This is a genomic window from Sulfitobacter sp. HI0040, assembly GCF_001634885.1.
Taxonomy (GTDB): Bacteria; Pseudomonadota; Alphaproteobacteria; order Rhodobacterales; family Rhodobacteraceae; genus Sulfitobacter.
The window spans coordinates 1-17,242 of record NZ_LWEX01000309.1; the positions used below are offsets into that span (position 1 = coordinate 1).

Consider the following 17,242-nt stretch of genomic DNA (forward strand, 5'->3'; position numbering starts at 1 on the left):
CCAACAGCATCGGACGAAGTTGCATTCGACGAATCCGATTGAACGTTTGAACGGCGAGATCAAGCGCAGGACAGACGTCGTCGGGATCTTTCCAAATGAGGCTGCCATACGACGCCTCGTCGGCGCCATCCTCATGGAGCAGACCGAAGAATGGACTGTGCAGCGTGCGCGATACATGACGCTGGAAACCTTGGCACCGGTCTGCGATGATCCCATCATCAGCCTGCCTGCAACGCAGACGGACTGATCAGCTCGGCCGTCGAAAGCGCCCGGCCAGCCGCGAGTTACACCACGCTATGGGGCATGATCTGACCGCGGCCGGCATCAGAAATCCCGCCAACGTTTCAACTACGCGTGGCAGCGGTCCCGGGTCGAAGGAAACGTCTCGACTGAAAGCCGCCCACTGGCGCTGCTTGGCTTCGTCTTTACTGAACGCGGCCGTCAACGCATCTGGGGTCTCTGTCGGAACGGCCGTATCGCGCCGTTCAAATGTCGCCGCGATTGCGCGGCCGAGTTGCGCTTCGTCAAACTCGAATGATCGGCTGAGCAACCAGACGTCATAATAGTCCTTGATCCTCGTATTGGTGAGGCCGAGGGCCACCATCGCCTGGAATTTCTCCGCGACGACGGTTTCGCGCGCATACCCCCGGAGCGGCGCAGTCGGCATGTCGAGTAGTCCAGGCAGATCAAGAATCTGTGGTTCGGGCTCCATGGCATCGCCAAACCCGACATCGACGCTGATCGAAACCCGGGCACCACCAACATTAGCGGTGGTCTTGATCCGCAGCCCTCCATACTCGGTGTCTTCGCGGATACGTCCAATCTGCGCACCGTCGGCGTCAAATTGGACGCCGTCCGGTGCGTCCCCTGCGAAGATGTCTTTGAAAACGCCAAGAACGGCGCCTGGGTCAGGATCTCCGTGGCCCAGTAGATCGACATCACGGGTGCCGCGAAAGGGTTCGTCGAACCAAGCCATCAACAAAACAGCACCTTTGAGAACAAAACGTTCGGCATGCGCAGACTTTGCTAAGCGATAGAGCAAGCGCTCATTGGCATAGCGTGTGAGGACAAGCTGATAGCTTTGTTCGCTGTCTTTGCTGATCTTGAGCAGCCGCGAGCGAACCGACGCGCCCATATTCTTGATCTCTCTAACCATTCGCCGTGAGCGCCTCGAGATACGGGCGGACGATTGTGGAGACGCCGCCGCTGGCCGCCGAGCGTGCAATCTCTGCCGGAGTAGCCTTCCGCTGTCTCAGCGCCTCCTGAAGCCCCTCCAGAGCAACCGATTGACCAACCGACCGCCTATGCCGAAAGCAATCGGCGATGGTTTTGGCGACACCGAAGACCTTGACCGGGACGCCTTCAATCGATGTCATCTTGACGTCTTGGGCCAGGAGAGTGTCCGTGAACCGAACGATGCGCAGCGCTGGCTCATCCTGCGGGGACCAATCGTTCTTGCCGATTGCTATCCAGACGGACCGAGGCAGTTGATCGGTGAGCTCGTGAAACGCGAGCGCGGATGTAAGGCAGACAACACCTTTGGGAAGACGCTTCGCCGCTTCGGCAAGGCTGTGATTGGCATCCAGCGGTGCATCCGGTAGTTGATATAGTCCTCGCGCCAGACGAATTACCTCGCCATCGTCCCGCATCCGGCCGATGGTCGCAGCCGTGATGCCCGCTGACTTGAATTCAGACAGCCGGACGATGCCCCTCTCCCAGAGCATCTCTTTTGCTTGTTCACGCTGTGTTTTGCGCCCTGGCATTGATATCAAACCACCGATCTCTGGATCTATGTTCTGAGGTTTAGTATCACAGCCACAGCTTCCGGTAAAGTCAGTCCGGTGGTCGAAAGCGCAAACTTACATAGGAGTTCAGAACACGCTCTTGATCCAAACCAGCCCCGTCTCAGGAAACCTCAGCTGTCTACGCACGCTCACGACGCCATTCGGAAATCCGCAGAGCCACCCCTGCAGAATGACCTCATCCGGGAGTCCCTGACGAGCTCGTTGTGCAGGATCAAAACCAAGGCCCGCCCGCGCAGCAGTAAAATCTATGGGATGGGGCCGCCCCTTTCGCTGGAGATTGAAGACGAACGCGACCGGGAGAAGGATCAGGAAGTCGAGAAGGATCGTGATATCGACCGCGATTCGGGCCTCAGTCACTGACGAGACGATGAAAGGTCGTTTCCCCGTTCTTCATGGGAATGCTCGCCTGAGAGAATCCAACACCAATCAAAAACGAGATCACGCCGGTTGCCGTCTTGAATTCGCGCACCCTAATCGCATTTTGCGTCACGCGCGTCCTGGCAGTGACAAGGATTTTCGCCTGCCCATCACTCCCAACCGTCCGCATGATCCACAGGCCGTACCAGCTTGGTCCCTTGCGTTCAGGATCGGCTTTGCACAGCACTTCGACCGTGTGTCCCTCCTCAGCAAGTGCCCGAAGGCCTTGTTCGGTGGTGACGTTTAGTTCGAGGTCAATCGTCTGGTTCATCGCGCATACCAACAGAAACAATGATGGTCGTCTTGTGCCGGAATCTAACGAAGGCATCAATCGTATATTATCGAATTAGGTATGGCTCTATAGTGGTCAGTGGTCCCGGCAGTGTGCCGGTCTCGCTGTGTGCGATAGACAGGGCAGGGGATCGACGGGCTGACGCCCGCTCACCCCAACCCTGACAGTTTCCAAATCCTGTTGATCCGCCTGCCATCCTGGCAGGGCCGAGAAAACCGGCAAGCGCCGCCGTTGGCGTCGGTTCCGGTCGAGAATTCCGGTTCCTCCCACGCGCAGGCGCGCGGTTCCCTCCCAAATTCACGCCCTCCACCCGGTTGTCACGGCCCCGCCAGGCCGCAGGACGGGCTTTGCCCTTACCTCCTCTGCCCTTCGGAATGCATGGGCATTCCAAAGACCAGAACAGGAAGGCCCGCCCATTGGCGGAAAGGGCGATAGACCCAGACCGCGTCACTCAAGGAGGGTCACAAATGACCAAAGAGAAATTTGACGTTTATTCCCATGTCACAAATCAGATCATCACGCAGATCGAGGCGGGAACACCGCCCTGGCGCAAGCCATGGACCGGCGGCGGGGCATCGGTCAGCTTGCCGGAACGGTTCAACGGCGAAGCCTATCGAGGCATCAATATCCTGATGCTTTGGGCGACCGCGATGGCCAAGGACTATACCTCTGCCCGCTGGATGACGTTCAATCAGGCCAAGCAGCTTGGGGGCCGTGTCGGCAAGGGCGAGAAATCCGCAACCGTGGTGAAATACGGCACCGTCGAGCGTGAGGACGAGAACGGCGAGGAACGCCAGATCCCCTATGCCAAGGCCTACCGTGTGTTCAACGCCGATCAGATCGAGGGCCTGCCCACTGAATTCTATATCCAGCCTGATCCGCCCCGTGATCTTGGCACTGTGGCCGACCCCGAGTTGGAGGCGTTCTTTGCCGCGAGTGGCGCGCAGATCGACGTGACCGAGGAGCCGCGCGCCTATTACAACATCAAGACCGACCGCATTCACATGCCGCCGATTGGCACCTTTCACAGGGCCGCAGGGTATTACGGCACCTTGGCGCATGAGCTGACCCATAATGCCGCGCTCCGGTTTATGCCGCGCTTGTTCAGGCGAAGTCTTGTTTCCTGCGGTTTTTGTCGTTTTCCGGCTGCATAAGACTGTAGTTCAGAACCGCCATGTGAGCGTGGCGAACTGCGCAATTGGGGCCGGCGATCTGCCATAGGTGCAACCTTCAACCAAAAGAAGGAAACACTCATGGAAAACGATACGCACCCAGATCAAACGACGAGGCGGAAACTGAAAGCTGGCAGCCATGCCGATCGCTTTGCCCTACAGATCGAGGCGGAGGGATACGGCCTCCGTTCCATCGCCAATTACAGAACCACAGCCGAGGCGCTTTGGGCGGCGATGCTGGAGGCAGACGTCTGTCCCACTGAGCTGACCGATGATCGTGTGGACCATCTGGCGACGTCGATCATCAGTGCGGCTTCTGCGAGAGACCAAAAGCACTGTCGGTACCGCATCAATCGGTTCAGGGATTATCTCATTGAAAATGCAGGCGCACCGCCGCGCTCAGAACCGCCGCTCGACATGTCACCGAGGGCCTGCCTGAAACGGGAATACGAAACCTATCTTCGCAGTCAGCGCGGCTTGTCTGAGGACACAATTTATCACTGCCTACGGTTCTTTGATCGGTTCCTGACTGCGAAGTTCGGCTCTGGCCTGGGTGACTTGAACACCATCAAGCCAGACGACATCACTGGGTTCATACTTTGGTTGCGCAAGGAACAAAACGCGCCGCGGGACAAGACAGGCCCATCGCATCTTCGCAACCTCTTCCAGTTCCTGTTCTGGAGCGGAAAGACTGAGCGCAACTTGAGCAATGCTGTGCCGAAAGCCAGGCAGCCCAAACCGACCGGCATCCCGAGGTATCTGGAGCCGGAACAGGTCAACCGGCTCATTGAGGTGGTGCGCGACCACCAGAAAACGGGTCGGCGCAACTATGCAATGCTGATGCTGATCGCCCGTCTCGGTCTTCGTGCGCCGGAAGTGACAGCGATCGAACTGGATGACATCGACTGGCGCGCTGGAGAAATCCTGATCCGCGGCAAGAGGCAGTTGCACGATCGGATGCCGATGTCGGCGGAGGTTGGTGAGGCGATTGTCGATTACATCGAGAATGAGCGCCGGGGCCCGGACCGCGCGCTGTTCGTGTCGGTGAAACCGCCCTTCAAGAGGTTCAAGGACGCGCAAATCCTGCGATGGATATTGCGAGACGCCTATGACGCGACCGGCATTAGCCCGCCACAAGCCTATATAGGCACCCACATTCTGCGGCACAGCCTGGCCACCGACATGCTGCGAAAGGGTGCTTCGCTTGCTGAGATCGGGGACGTGCTGCGTCACCGATCTGCAATGACCACAACCATCTATGCGCAATACGATGTGGCTGCCCTGCGCTCGATCTCGCGCCCCTGGCCAACTTCGGGAGACGCCCAATGAAGACGCTGTCCCAACGACTTGATGAATATCTGGCCCTTCGGCGTTCGATGGGGTTTGACCTCTCCTTTGAGGAACGGGTCCTGCGCAAGTTCACGACTTATGCCGGTGAAAACGGGTTCAATCGGATCTCGACGCCCTTGTTCCTCGATTGGAAGGCAAACTACGGCAGCGCGGACAACAACACTTAGTCTCATCGCCTTGGTATGGTGCGCCGGTTCGCCTTTTGGCTTGCGGAGCACGACAATCGGACCGAGGTCCCGTCCAGCCAGCTTGTCACAGGCCGATACCGAAGGCGTGTCCCCTACATCTATGCGCCCAGTCAGATCGCGGATCTTGTCGTTGAAGCCGGTCGACTGCCGTCACCTTATGGCCTCCGTGCCGCATTGTGGCAGACCCTGTTCGGCTTGATCGCGGTGACGGGGATGCGCGTGAACGAAGCTTTGTCTTTGGATCAGCATGACGTCGATCTGGAACGCGCTATCCTAACGCTCAGAAACACCAAGAATGGCAAGGATCGACAGCTTCCCGTCAACGAGGATACCGCTCATTGGCTTGTTCGATATGCCGAGCTGCGGGATCGTCTGGTTCCGCAGCAATCATCCCGGTTCTTCATCAAAGAGGATGGCGAACCGGCGGGAGATTGCGGGGCACGCTACAACTTCGCGCAGGTCAGCAGAAACATCGGCCTTCGGTCACCACAAGCCTTCAACCGCCACGGACATGGGCCACGCATCCATGATTTGCGGCACACATTTGCCGTTCACACCATCCTGGACTGGTTCCGGGATGGCCGGGACATCGAAACTGAAATGTACAAGCTCAGCACCTATCTCGGCCATTCCGAGCCCAAGCACACGTTCTGGTACATCGAGGCCGTGCCCGAGCTGATGCAGTTAGCCGCGGCGCGGGCCGAACGGCGGGTTTTGGAGGACGCATCATGATCGCAACCTATCCATTGCCCGTCTATGTGCAGCGGTTCTTCACCGAGCGGCTGTTGACCCAGATGCAGGCCAGTCCAAACACGATTGCCAGCTATCGCGACACCTTCCGGCTCTTGCTGAGATACGCCGAGGCGCAGACAAGGCTGCCGCCGACTGAGCTACATGTGGCTCACATTGACGCCGACATCATCGGTCGGTTCCTGACCTTCTGCGAGGAGGAACGAGGTAACAGCGCGCGAAGCCGGAACACTCGCCTCGCGGCCATTCGCTCGTTCTTCAAATACGTCGCGGGCTGTGAGCCCCAGCTCCTGCACCATTGCCAGAAGGTGCTGGCGATGCCGTCCAAGCGGCACGAAAAACGCGTCGTGGACTTCCTGACCCGTGACGAGATGGAGGCCTTGCTGAAGGCACCTGACCAGACGACCTGGTTTGGGCGGCGCGACCGCGTTCTGCTTCTCACAATGCTCCAAACCGGCTTGCGTGTATCGGAGGTGATCGGCCTTCGCGTTGGCGATGTCGAGCTTGGCACCGGAGCGCACCTCAGATGCGTGGGCAAGGGTCGAAAAGAACGCGCAACGCCGCTTCGGACAGACAGTCGGTTTGCATTGAAGGCATGGCTTGCGCAGTGCCGGACTGAGCCCAGCGATCCCCTGTTCGCAACCATCCGTGGCAGGCCGCTCAGCAGAGATGCGGTTGAGCGAATTGTTCGGAAACATGCGGCAACCGCCGCCTCGACCAGCTCGACGTTCAGACTGAAGCGCGTCACACCCCATGTCTTGCGCCACACCGCTGCAATGCAGCTTCTACAGAGCGGTGTGGACCGAACGATTATCGCCCTTTGGCTGGGCCATGAATCGATTGAGACGACACAGGTCTACATCCACGCCGATATCGAACTGAAAGAAAAGGCGATGGCTCTGACAAAGCCGGTTGACCAGACGGGTGGACGATATCGACCGGGTGACGAACTCCTGGCATTCCTCGAAGCGCTCTGAATTATGCCGATATGCTGCGCCGATCTAACCGCAACGCAACAGGTTGTAAGGGTCGGCGCGGCATAAACCGGAGCGCGGCATTATGCCCCTTATGCCGACATCGGCATAAGGCCCACTGGACAGGCGCAACAAAGCGGCTGGACCGCTTGGGCCGGTTCAACGACCGAAAGGCCTACGCGTTCGAGGAGCTGGTCGCGGAAATCGGAAACTGCATGCTTTGCGCGCAGATCGGGGTGGAGCCTGAATTCGACCAGAGCGCGGCCTATGTCGAAGGATGGCTTGAAGCGATGAAAGAAGACAGCCGCGCGATTTTCCGGGCAGCGTCAGAGGCGCAGAAAGCCGTGGATTACATCATGGACCGCACTGTGCAGGCCGAGCGGATGGCCGCCGAGTAACAGCCCGCACCGCCGAGAGGATCGAGGCCCCCATCAGCAGGTGGGGGCCTTTTGCGTTGTGGCGTGATCGAGGTGATGGACGGTTTCAGGGTGACCTGTCGGCGGGCAACCTGAAGGCTACCCGCCGACAGGCCCGGCGCTTCGCGCCGACGGGCATGAAATGCCCGGTAGAACAGAAAGTCCTCCTTGCCGAAGCGTTACCGTAGGATCCTGCCCCGTCTGGCATACGACTTCAGGATCGGCTCAGCTCGCTCTTGGCTCGATCATATCTTGAGCCGTGATTGCGGGAAAGGTGTCTGGCCTCATTTTTTCGTCGAGTACAGATGTCTGAAAATATGAAGAATGAAAAGGATACCGGATGCGCACGAATGACCGGCAGGTCAGCTACGCTGGGCGACATGGACCTCGCCAAGGCCTATCTTCGCCCTGACGCTGCAAACGCTGTCCAGCTCATAGAAGCAGATGGCGGCGAGGCTGAATTGAGGCTCCAGCTTCGCGGCTACGTATCAGGCGATGAGGATGAAAACAGCCCATCCGCAACGGATGCCATCGCAGCCCATCTGTTCAAGCACCTTCGAGGCAGCGACAACCTCGCCTTCGCTGGGGCGAGGCAACGAGTCGAGATCTATGCAGATCGGCTGCGGGAACTCTGCGAGAGGGAACATCTGCCGCAGGAATTCTATCCTCACCACGCTAGCCTCTCCCGCGAACACCGAGACTTCGTGGAACGCCGCTTAAAGGACGCCGCAAAGCCGACAACTGCCGTCTGCACGTCGACGCTCGAGCTTGGAATCGACATCGGTGATGTGACCTGCGTGGCCCAAATCGGCGCGCCATTCAGCGTCGCCGCGTTGCGACAACGTCTCGGCCGGTCCGGCCGACGCGAGGGACAGCCAGCCGTCTTGCGGCAGTATGTCGTCGAGACTCAGTTGACGCCAGAAAGCAGCTTCGTTGATCGTCTTCGCCTTGGTTTGATCCGGTCTATCGCGATGATAGACCTGTTGCTTAAGGGGTGGTGCGAACCGCCAAGACCGCAGGCGCTTCATCTTTCGACGCTCGTCCATCAGATACTGTCGGTCATAGCACAACGTGGCGGTGCTTCTGCCAGTGTGGTCTACAGTATCCTGTGTCGCGAGGGCCCCTTTCGCAAGGTCACAACCGAAGTGTTCGCGGATGTGTTGCGTTCGATCGGTCATACCGAAACCGGTTTGATCGAACAGTCCGGAAGCGGACTGCTACTCTTGGGACCTGCAGGCGAAAAGCTGGTCGAACACTACAGCTTCTACGCAGTGTTTCAGACGCCTGAGGAATTCCGCTTGGTAGCAGAAGGGAGGGAACTTGGGACTCTGCCGATCGACAATGTTCTTGCCCCAGGGATGCTTCTGATTTTCTCTGGGCGGCGGTGGGTGGTTCAGGAAATCCATGACCGCGAGAAGGTGATAATGGTCAAGCCCGCGAAAGCGGGCGTGCCTCCCGTCTTTGGCGGTGATCCAGGTGACATTCATGACAAGGTGATTGATCGAATGTTCGCCGTGCTCGAGGGGGATGCCAGTCCGGCTTACATGGACAGTGTTTCCTTGACGATGCTGGAGGAAGCGCGTGCGCAATATCAACTGCTAGGGTTTCGGACCGAGAATATCCACTCTCTCGGTGAGCATACATCGATCATCGCAACGCGGGTCGGAACGGTGAAGACGTCGACTCTCGCGCTCGCACTCAGAAGTGAAGGGTTTTCAGTCGAGCAGCATGACGGGTTTCTTCTGGTGGAGGCCGGGGATGAAGCACCTGACCTGCAAACAGTGATTGATAGAATAGCTGCAGGCGAGCCCGTCGACATCTTCGCCGGTGCAGGAAACTTGGTTTCGGAAAAATTTCACCCATACCTGTCGCATGATTTGCTGGCTCTGGATGCAGCTTCGTCTAGACTCGCTCCCAACTTACTATCAGACTTGGCTTCTAAACTGTTTCAGTAGTTAGAAATGCCGCGTTGCGGCAGCAAGGCTTAAGTCATGTCGTCGTTAACTCTTGCGGAATGGAATGGGCCGCGTCGGCCAGATTTAGTCTTTAGGATGAAGGGTGTCAAAAAAAATGACAGTAAAGGTATCAGTCAATTTTACTAATTGCTATGGTATTGATGCGTTAGCTCACACGTTTGATTTCTCAAATAACAACATGCCCGTTCTCGTGTATGCGCCAAACGGTGTAATGAAGACTTCACTTGCCAAAACTCTGAAGCAATACGCAAATAATAAGGAGCCGGAAGATATATTTTTTCCTGAACGAGAAAGCACATTCAGGATTTTCGATGAAACAGGTGCTGCGCTTGATCGCCAATCTATATTCGTAATTGATCCCATTGATGAGAAATATCAATCGGCTAGAATTTCAACATTGCTTGCAAGCGAAGACCTAAAATCTCGATATGATCAAATTTTTGGATCAATCGCAGAAAAGAAAGACGGACTTTTAAAAAACCTTCGGAAGTCGTCTGGACTTACGAAAGATATTGACGTCTCAATTGCCGACGCGTTCAAAGTTAAGAAAGAAGATGTGTTGGTCGCGCTTGCGAGACTCGAGCGGGAAGTTCGAGAAGGTGCACATTCTGCATTCTCAGTCCTCAAATACAAGGTATTGTTCAGTGACAAGGTGATAGATCTGCTTCAAAATGCAGATGTCAAGGCGTTAATCGATGATTACACCAAAATTTATGAGCAAATATTAGATCAATCCTCATATTTTAAGAAGGGCGTCTTCAATCACAGTAATGCCGAAACGATTGCAAAAAATCTGAAGGCAAATGGATGGTTTGATGGTGGCCACTCAGTAAATCTCAATCATGATGGTGAGCGAAGCGAGATAAAGACTGACGGGGACCTGATCTCGGCAATAGAGGGTGAAAAGGATAGAATACTTAAAGATCCGAAACTGGCGGAAATGTTTCAAAAGGTGGACGGCACACTTACCACGGCCGAGCTGAGAAGCTTCCGTGACTATCTGATCGAAAACCCGTTCGTTGTCGCAGAGCTTTCGGATATTGATGCTTTGAAGCAAAAAGTCTGGATTTCGTACCTAATTGAGAATGGCCATGAGTATTTCGAACTGATCCAAGAGTATGACTCAAGCAAAGAGAAGATTAGGGCAATCATTGCAGAAGCTGAGAAGGAACAGACACAATGGGAGGCCGTGATCGCGTTGTTCAACGATCGTTTCTCCGTGCCATTCAAGGTTCAGGTGGAAAATAAAGGTGATGCAGTGCTCAATGTTTCCGCGCCACAGATTGCATTTTATGTCGATGATCGGGGAGGAGGCGCTGCACGTAAAATGGATAGGGCCATTCTGGATAGAGGTCTAAGCAATGGTGAAAAGCGTGCTCTATACATTCTGAACATCATATTTGAAGTTGAAGCCCGCAGAAAAGCGGGGATAGAGACACTTGTGGTTATAGACGATATAGCAGACTCGTTCGATTACAAGAACAAATACGCTATTGTCGAATATCTCAGCGACATGCGCGCAAACGAAGACTTCCACCTTATTATCTTGACTCACAATTACGATTTCTACCGCACGGTTCGTGGTCGTCTTGGCGTCTATGGTGAGAACAAACTTTTGAGTAATCGTCTGAATGGCGCGCTTCAACTTATTCCGGATAGCCTAAGCGATAACCCATTTTCGGGGTGGAAGAAGAATTTGGCCGACCCCGTCGTTTTGGTAGCATCAATACCATTCGTTCGAAATCTTGCCGAATATGTGGGTAACGAAGTGGTGTTCGGACAACTCACAGCCTTACTCCACGTCAAAGATCGAACAAAGACTGTGTCCGTTGGCGAGCTGTTCGGCATGTACCAATCTGTGCTTGCGGAAGGAAGTTTCGCCAACTTCAACAGTCTGAAAGGAGCGGTGTTTGATCTTTTGATGACCGCTTGTATTGAAATTTGCGAGGTCGAAGATGATAATCTTTCACTAGAGCAGAAGATTGCTCTTTCAATCGGAATCCGGCTGTTGGCCGAAGAAGTGTTGATCAGTAAGATAAATGACCCTGTGTATGTGGCGAACATCGGAAATAACCAAACTGGGAAACTGATTCGGAAGTATGAAAAATTGGGGGGCTGTGACGCGGGGGTGTTGCGCACAATCAAGCGTGTAGCTCTAATGACGCCCGAGAATATTCATCTAAATTCGTTCATGTTTGAACCAATTTTGGATATGTCGGGACACCATTTGAAGTCGCTTTTTGCCGAAACAAAGGCCTGTGTTGATGCCTAGCCGTTTTGTCACCAGACTCCTGGATGGTGGTGGTTAAATGGACACATGTTCAAAGCTTTACTTTCTCACGAAAACGGACGGGATATGATGCGCCTCCTCGTTTCAGCTGACATTCATCTTGGATCACCCATCCGATCCGTGGCGCTACGGAATCCCGACCTTGGCGACCGGCTGAAACAGGCCAGCCGCGACACCTTTGCCGAGATCATCGACCTGGCGATTTCGGAGCAGGTCGATGCTTTGGTGCTGGCGGGCGACATCTTTGACAATGGTTACCCGGATCTGAAAGCCCGGGCCTTCCTGATTTCCCAGTTGGCGCGTGCTTCCGAAGCTGGTGTGCCCACGGTGCTGATCAGGGGTAACCACGATGCGCTGTTAGATCACAAGGCGCATGGAGATTTGGGGCCGAATGTCCATGTTCTGCATAAGGGTACACCGACGGTCGAGGTCGGTGGCACGGCTTTCCATGGCCTCTCCTTTGATGCGGCACATGTGGCAAAGAGCTTTCTTCCCGATTATCCGCGACCGGTGCCGGGTAAGCGCAACGTCGGGCTGATGCATACCTCGCTTGACGGTGCTCAGGGTCATGATCCTTATGCACCCTGCGCCGAACGGGACCTGATGGCGTATGGGTACGATCTCTGGTGCCTCGGGCATATACACGCACCCTTCGAGCGTGTCGACGGACCGGTACTGGCGGTCATGCCCGGTATCCCGCAGCCACGCCATTTTGGTGAACGCAACGGTGGCACCGTGACCATTGTTTCGGTGGGCGAGGGCACGCCGGAATTCGAACGCCGCGCCATTGGTCACCTTGGCTTTTCCGAATGTGCGCTGGATTTGAGCGCCTGTGCTGACCAACAGGAGGTCTTGCGCAGCTTGCGCGACACATTGATGTCCGCGCAAGTGCCGGGAAGCGATATGGCGGTGCGACTGCACGTCACCTCGGATCGCCACGGGACAGAACTGGTGACGGAACTGGCGGTCGAAGTGCTGGATAGCATCGACGGTGTATTCCTCGACAAGGTCAAATCTGCTCCGCCGCCCCGCAAACCGGGAGCCGAGACTGACGATCTCGTTCGCCTCATGCAGGACGAACTGACCGAAGACGGCTTTCGGCAGGCCGCTCTGCAACAGCTCGAAGAACTACGCCTCGCCCTGCCATCAGAAATCATGGACGAGCTGGATGAGAGCGGGCTGGATGCACTACTGGAGGAAGCGATAGCGGAAGTTTCTCTGACGTTGCACGCGGGGGCTTTGCGATGAGGCTGAACCGGTTAGACCTGATCCGCTATGGCCGTTTCAAAGACGCCGAGATTGTATTTCCAAGGCCTGTCGAAGGCGTCCCCGATGTGACGGTGATTTTTGGTCCAAACGAGGCGGGCAAGTCCACGGCCTATCACGCCTTTCTGGAATTGCTTTTCGGGTTTAAAGGCGGGGCACATCCTTATGCCTTCAAGTTTGAGCGAAGTGATCTTTTGGTGGGGGCAGAACTTGACCTGCCCGGGCGCGGGACCATGGCTTTGCACCGTAACAGCAAGAGGACGCAATCACTGTTGGACGCGCAGGACCGCCCAATAAACGAGGCAATCCTGTCGGGTGCTTTGCACGGCCTATCGCGAGAGACTTATGAGGAACGGTTTTCGCTCAACGAGAAGGGCTTGCGCGAGGGTGGCGAACGGATCGCCGGGGCGCAGGGAGACCTTGGGCAACTTCTGCATGCGGGTCTTTCTGGCCTGACGGGCATGGCGCAAACGCTAGATGCCCTGGCGGAGCGAGCCGACAAATTTCATAAGAAACGAGGCCGGGGCAACATTCTGAAAACCGGTAGCGATCGCCTGAAAGAGATTGGCCGCGAACTGCGGGCTGATCGCCTGACGACAGAGCGAGAGCGCACCCTGCGTCATGATCGTGATCGGGCAGCAGCCGAGTTTGAGGGGGTTGATGCCGAGCTGCGGCAAACCCATCAAAGACAGGCCGCGTCAAAAGCTGCGGAGGTCTGGTATGATCGAACTGAGGAAATAGGGCAGCTTACAGAGGCCTTGGTCGATTTCCCCGAAGGCCCCAACCTCCATCCCGGCGCGGCAGAGCGCGTGGCGGGCCTTGTCGAAAAAATCGCCGCGCAGACGATCCGGATCGCGGAGGCGGAAGAAGAGATCGACAAACAAGATCAGGTCGTCGCAGACAACCCAGTCGACAAGCTGGCCCAGACGTTGACGGCAGAGTTGGAACGTCTCGATCAACTGACCATCGATGGAGCTTCGCTTATGGGACGGGCCAATACGGCGCGGGCCGATCTTGCCCGGCGTCGCGAAGATCAGGAAAAACTCAGTCGCCAAATAGACGCCGTTTTGCGGCTCCTCCAGGTGCCAGATGCGCCGGCATCGACTGTTGCCCTGGAGGCAGGCGTTCTTGAGGATCTTGCAGCTGCAGTCCAGGATTTCTTGACCGCCAGTTTTTCAAACGACGCCGCACGGGAGGCCGCCGGAGCAGCCCGCGCCCAACAGGGCGAAGCACCCGCTGAACCGCAGGACATGACAGCGCTTCGGGCCGCCTTCGATCTTTGGAAGACTGTGGCGGATCTTACCGCGTTCGAGACCGACCAAAGCCAAGCTTTGGCGCGTCTGACCAAGGTCACTGCTGGTCTGCCGGCGTCCTGGAAAGAACTGATCGCTGAGGGCCTGCCGGCGCGCGAAACGCTCGACGAAGTCGGTCGGAACTGGATGGCCCTGACCGCCGACCTTGCGTCGGCGCGCAATGACCTCGACGCCCGCGCAGCAGACCTGGCCGAGGCGCGGGCCCATCTTTGTGCGCAAGAGGCCGCGCCTGACGCCGTTGACATTGTCGTGACCGAAGAGACCCGGCGTCGGCGTGACATGGTTTGGCGGCAGCACCGGGACGATCTGACCACCGAGACCGCGGATCACTTCGAGAAAGCAATGTATGCTGATGATGGCACCCGCGCGCATTACTTGATCGGCGCAGAGGCCCGGCAGCGTCTGCTCGCGGCGCAAGGTCAGGTGCGGACCGCCGACGCAAGGTATGGGGCCGCAAAGACGCGTCACGACGACTTGGTCACTCTCCGTGACCGCCTGTCGGAGCGCAGTTCCAGGTTGGCGCTTGCATTGGGATTGGGGGAAGATGCGACCCCCTCAGCCTTCAGCGCGCGTCAGCAGGCACTGACCGCAGCGGCTGAAGCGGCAGCCGAGCTTTCCAATGCGAAAGAAGCGTTGAAAGCCCGTCTTGCCCATCAGGAGGTGGCCCGCGATGCGCTGATTGATGCTGCGCGGCCCCTTGGACTTGACCGAGCGAATGGTGATCTGCCCGCGCAGGTGCAACGCGCATTGACGTTGGAGGATAGTGATCGCAAGGCTTGGGCCAAATGGCAGGAGGGCGAGAAGACCATAGACAAGCTGGATAGCAAGTCAGCGGAATGCCAAACCGACTGCGAAACGGCGCAGGTGAATCTTGACCAGTTGACCGCGGCACTGCCATTGCCGGATCGCTCGCTTGAGGCGATTCGAGCCGCCCTGCCGCACCTGCGCAGCCTGCAGCAGCTTTATGGCGAGCATCGAAAGCTCTCCGCTCGGATCGAGGCCCTGGAGCAGGCGATTGCCGCCCTTGCAGAGGGCGCGCAGCGTCTGGCTCGAATTGTGGATGATCCTCAGGATGAGACAGGTATCGACCCGGTTCAAGTCATCGACCGTGCTCGTGCGCGCGTGGTTGGATCCACGCGGGCTGACGAAAAACGAGTTGAGGCCGTGTTGCGACGGGATGAAACGGACAGGTCAAAACGCCGCGCGGAGACCGAACTTCAGGCCGCGATCGACGATCTGAACGGTTGTTTCGAAGGGCAGGGTGGGCAAGACCTCTTGCCGCGCGACCGGGTAGCAAAGCTGGTTGAACGGGATCGTCTGCGCGCCAATAAGGCAACGGCGGACCGCGATCGGCAGAAGGCTCGCGATGGCGTGGACGCCGATCTCTTTGCCGAGGAATTGGACCGGATGCCGGACGCCACGCGTGCGGCAGAACTGGAACTCGCCCTGAAAGACGTACAGGACTCCCGCGACACCGCCCGCGACGCACAGCGCGAGGCTGCCCGTCTGTACCGCGACGCTTTTGAGGCCGCCGACCGCAGCGATCTCGCAACCGAACAGGCGACACTGCTCGAGGAGCTCCGGAGCGGTGCCCGTCAGGCGGCGGTGGCTCGGCTCGGGGTTCTGGCGGCACGCGGGGCGCTGCGTCGCCTTGCTGAAGAGCGGCGCAGTGGCATGTTGCGTGATGTTGAAGAGGCCTTTGTCACTATGACCACCCCCGCTTGGACTGGTGTTGACGTCTGGAGCCAGGCGGAAGGTGAAAAGCTTGTTGGTATCCAATCTGATGGCAGTACGGTTCCTATTGAACAGATGTCGACGGGCACGATGGGCCAGTTGTACTTTGCGCTGCGCCTCGCTGGATATCGCAGTTTTGCGCGCGACCCAGGGCCGCTGCCGATGATCCTGGACGATATCATGGAAACCTTCGACGATACGCGCGCTCGGGCCGCCCTGCAGCTTTGCGCCGAGATTGGCACAAACGGGCAGGCAATCCTCTTCACGCATCATGCCCATCTGGTCGAGTTGGCACGCGACTCCATCAAAGGGGTGACTGTCGTGAACATGCCAGATTGACTGATTTGATTCGGCGCCAGAATTGCGTTTGCATATGGACGCGCTGATAGCGGGGATGTTGTCCCCTGACATTCACGTTCCCGGAAATTTTCTTTGTGGGGTATGCCCAAGCGGAATACGGCGGTTTCAGGCCTGCATACTGCTTTACCGTGGCTGGACGATGATCAACTGAGCCTCGAACACATGCGCGGCGATGTCTGCCACTTGCCGGAGTGCGGCTGCTTCGCTTCCGAGAGGCTTGGGCTCACGCGACACCGGAGGTTCGGGTTCCGGCGTGCTTGCTGCGTCAGATTCTCCTTCCACGATGGACCTTCGCGTCAAGGTTTCAACCACCGGAATGTCCCCCCGGTCAGAAATTGAAGTATCTTGTGGCATACCTGAGCCGCGACGCAGCTCGGCTTTCTGCCGCCCGCGCCGTTCGGCTTCATGCATTTCCGCCACCAGCGACGGCAGGCGTTCTCCAAGCGGCTGATCGTGTTCCTTCAAAAAACCGTTCAGCTTGTCCTCCAACCCTCTGTTGGTTAGCACTTCGAGAACGCGTGGTTCCGAACACAGCCATGTATTCCCACCATCGAAGGCGACATGGTGTTGCTCATCGTCCAATGGGCCTATCATCCGTGGAGCCACGAAGAGCGAGCGCCGGGCGACATCAGACCGACTCCAGGCTTGATTGATCTCGTTTCGCCTGTGAAAGCGGGGTGCCGCGTAAAAAACGAGGTTTGAGCCATCATCTAGCGCCAGCAGGAGTTCATGCTGATCGGAGGTCTTCGCTTCGGTGATGGGGAAACGGTAGTAGGGAACGTTCAGTGTCCCGCCCAAGGCCACAACGGCTTGGTGTTCCTTCGCCGTTCGGCGGACCATACAGTGGGATCGTTTGAATTGCAGAAACAAGGGAACACCTGGCCGGTCGAGCTTCACATCATAGCCGCCTCCTGCTTTGCCTTCCTCGATCAGACTTGG

General features: G+C 57.1%; 15 protein-coding genes. 11 read left to right on the top strand and 4 right to left on the bottom strand.

Annotation, left to right across the window (positions count from 1 at the left end):
- A partial coding sequence (locus tag A3728_RS14250) for a transposase (RefSeq protein ID WP_201722331.1) occupies window positions 1-247 on the top strand: 247 nt, incomplete at its 5' end.
- Here A3728_RS14250 and A3728_RS14255 read toward each other — a convergent pair.
- From A3728_RS14255 to A3728_RS14265, 3 genes are all read right to left on the bottom strand, one after another.
- Window positions 248-1,156 carry a nucleotidyl transferase AbiEii/AbiGii toxin family protein gene (locus tag A3728_RS14255; RefSeq protein WP_067924994.1) on the bottom strand — a complete coding sequence of 303 codons (909 nt, stop codon included), beginning with the start codon at window positions 1,154-1,156 and terminating at the stop codon, window positions 248-250. It lies immediately after the preceding gene.
- Window positions 1,149-1,763, bottom strand: a complete 615-nt coding sequence (locus A3728_RS14260) for a type IV toxin-antitoxin system AbiEi family antitoxin domain-containing protein (RefSeq protein WP_067267153.1) — start codon at window positions 1,761-1,763, stop codon at window positions 1,149-1,151. The genes A3728_RS14255 and A3728_RS14260 overlap by 8 nt, the downstream gene beginning before the upstream one ends.
- Window positions 1,764-2,154: 391 nt before the next feature.
- On the bottom strand, window positions 2,155-2,493 hold the full coding sequence (locus A3728_RS14265) for a hypothetical protein (protein ID WP_067267155.1): 339 nt from the start codon (window positions 2,491-2,493) through the stop codon (window positions 2,155-2,157).
- A gap of 488 nt (window positions 2,494-2,981) precedes the next feature.
- On the opposite strand from A3728_RS14265, the gene A3728_RS14270 reads away from it, so the two are divergent.
- From A3728_RS14270 to A3728_RS14310, 10 genes are all read left to right on the top strand, one after another.
- Window positions 2,982-3,668, top strand: coding sequence for an ArdC family protein (locus A3728_RS14270; RefSeq protein WP_231886405.1), 687 nt, complete (start codon window positions 2,982-2,984; stop codon window positions 3,666-3,668).
- A 99-nt stretch (window positions 3,669-3,767) separates the two neighbouring features.
- Window positions 3,768-5,015, top strand: coding sequence for a tyrosine-type recombinase/integrase (locus A3728_RS14275; protein WP_197470969.1), 1,248 nt, complete (start codon window positions 3,768-3,770; stop codon window positions 5,013-5,015).
- Window positions 5,012-5,203, top strand: coding sequence for a hypothetical protein (locus A3728_RS23495; protein WP_197470970.1), 192 nt, complete (start codon window positions 5,012-5,014; stop codon window positions 5,201-5,203). Before A3728_RS14275 ends, A3728_RS23495 begins: the two co-directional genes overlap by 4 nt.
- A gap of 195 nt (window positions 5,204-5,398) precedes the next feature.
- Window positions 5,399-5,956 carry a tyrosine-type recombinase/integrase gene (locus tag A3728_RS23500; RefSeq protein ID WP_197470971.1) on the top strand — a complete coding sequence of 186 codons (558 nt, stop codon included), beginning with the start codon at window positions 5,399-5,401 and terminating at the stop codon, window positions 5,954-5,956.
- Entirely contained in the window at window positions 5,953-6,951 is a 999-nt protein-coding gene (locus tag A3728_RS14285) for a tyrosine-type recombinase/integrase (RefSeq protein WP_102856250.1), read from the top strand. The genes A3728_RS23500 and A3728_RS14285 overlap by 4 nt, the downstream gene beginning before the upstream one ends.
- 11 nt (window positions 6,952-6,962) lie before the next feature.
- On the top strand, window positions 6,963-7,346 hold the full coding sequence (locus tag A3728_RS23865) for a zincin-like metallopeptidase domain-containing protein (RefSeq protein WP_150120818.1): 384 nt from the start codon (window positions 6,963-6,965) through the stop codon (window positions 7,344-7,346).
- 323 nt (window positions 7,347-7,669) lie between these two features.
- Window positions 7,670-9,319 carry a helicase-related protein gene (locus A3728_RS14295; RefSeq protein ID WP_236630519.1) on the top strand — a complete coding sequence of 550 codons (1,650 nt, stop codon included), beginning with the start codon at window positions 7,670-7,672 and terminating at the stop codon, window positions 9,317-9,319.
- 115 nt (window positions 9,320-9,434) lie between these two features.
- Window positions 9,435-11,612 carry a hypothetical protein gene (locus A3728_RS14300; protein ID WP_067267159.1) on the top strand — a complete coding sequence of 726 codons (2,178 nt, stop codon included), beginning with the start codon at window positions 9,435-9,437 and terminating at the stop codon, window positions 11,610-11,612.
- Between the two features lie 84 nt (window positions 11,613-11,696).
- Window positions 11,697-12,878, top strand: coding sequence for a metallophosphoesterase family protein (locus A3728_RS14305; RefSeq protein WP_067267161.1), 1,182 nt, complete (start codon window positions 11,697-11,699; stop codon window positions 12,876-12,878).
- The gene (locus tag A3728_RS14310; protein ID WP_067267163.1) at window positions 12,875-16,282 is read left to right on the top strand and encodes an AAA family ATPase; all 3,408 of its coding nucleotides are present in this window, start codon (window positions 12,875-12,877) and stop codon (window positions 16,280-16,282) included. Before A3728_RS14305 ends, A3728_RS14310 begins: the two co-directional genes overlap by 4 nt.
- A 144-nt stretch (window positions 16,283-16,426) precedes the next feature.
- On the opposite strand, the gene A3728_RS23165 is transcribed toward A3728_RS14310, so the two are convergent.
- A partial coding sequence (locus A3728_RS23165) for a hypothetical protein (protein ID WP_201722332.1) occupies window positions 16,427-17,242 on the bottom strand: 816 nt, incomplete at its 5' end.